At 41.8% G+C, this 649-nt stretch carries 1 protein-coding gene; it reads right to left on the reverse strand.

Annotation, left to right across the window (positions count from 1 at the left end; translation table 11 throughout):
• A partial coding sequence (locus ACFIL8_RS12060; protein ID WP_375690012.1) for a tyrosine-type recombinase/integrase occupies positions 1 to 649 on the reverse strand: 649 nt, incomplete at both ends.

Here is a 649-nt window from a genome sequence, read left to right on the forward strand (position 1 = left end):
TTTTTTCTCATATACGCCGCCATCATCGTATGTGAAAGAGGACCACGACCGGTAAGTGAAAAGATGAAATCACTTTTAGAGATACAGCGGGCTTGTTCAATTAGTTTTATTGCTTCAGATGATAGGGGCACGCGAAACTCTGTTGTGGCATCACGCTTGCCTTTCATATTCTCAGCAGGGATTGTCCAGATATCATCTTCAATCTGATCTTCACGAATATGACGCAAAGGATTGCTACGAACCCCTGTAAGGATAAGCAGACGCAAAGCTAAATGTTTTATAGTTGTTGTTTTGCAGAGAAATTGGTAAAAAGCCGGCACATCTCTCCAATCCATGGCTGGTAAGCTTTGTTTTTTATGACGTTGTTTGCCTAAGAGAGCGCGTGCTTTTTCTACTGCTTGTAAATCAACATCTAACCCTAATGCAGCCGCATGTTTGAGACAAAGATTAAGACGCATTAGTGCTGTTCGAGCAGTTCCAGCTTTTGTATGCCAAATAGGGGCAAGGGTATCGCGTATCTCTGTTTGTGTAATCTCTGAAACGGGCAGACAGCCCAATTTAGGGAGAATATGAAGGCGTAATGGTAAAAACCAATCACAAGCTTTACCATCTCTTTTTAATTCAGCTTTACGGCTTTCAAAAGCATCTA

Origin of the sequence: Bartonella sp. AP57NXGY (assembly GCF_042195805.1) — a bacterium.
In the GTDB taxonomy this organism is placed as follows: domain Bacteria; phylum Pseudomonadota; class Alphaproteobacteria; order Rhizobiales; family Rhizobiaceae; genus Bartonella.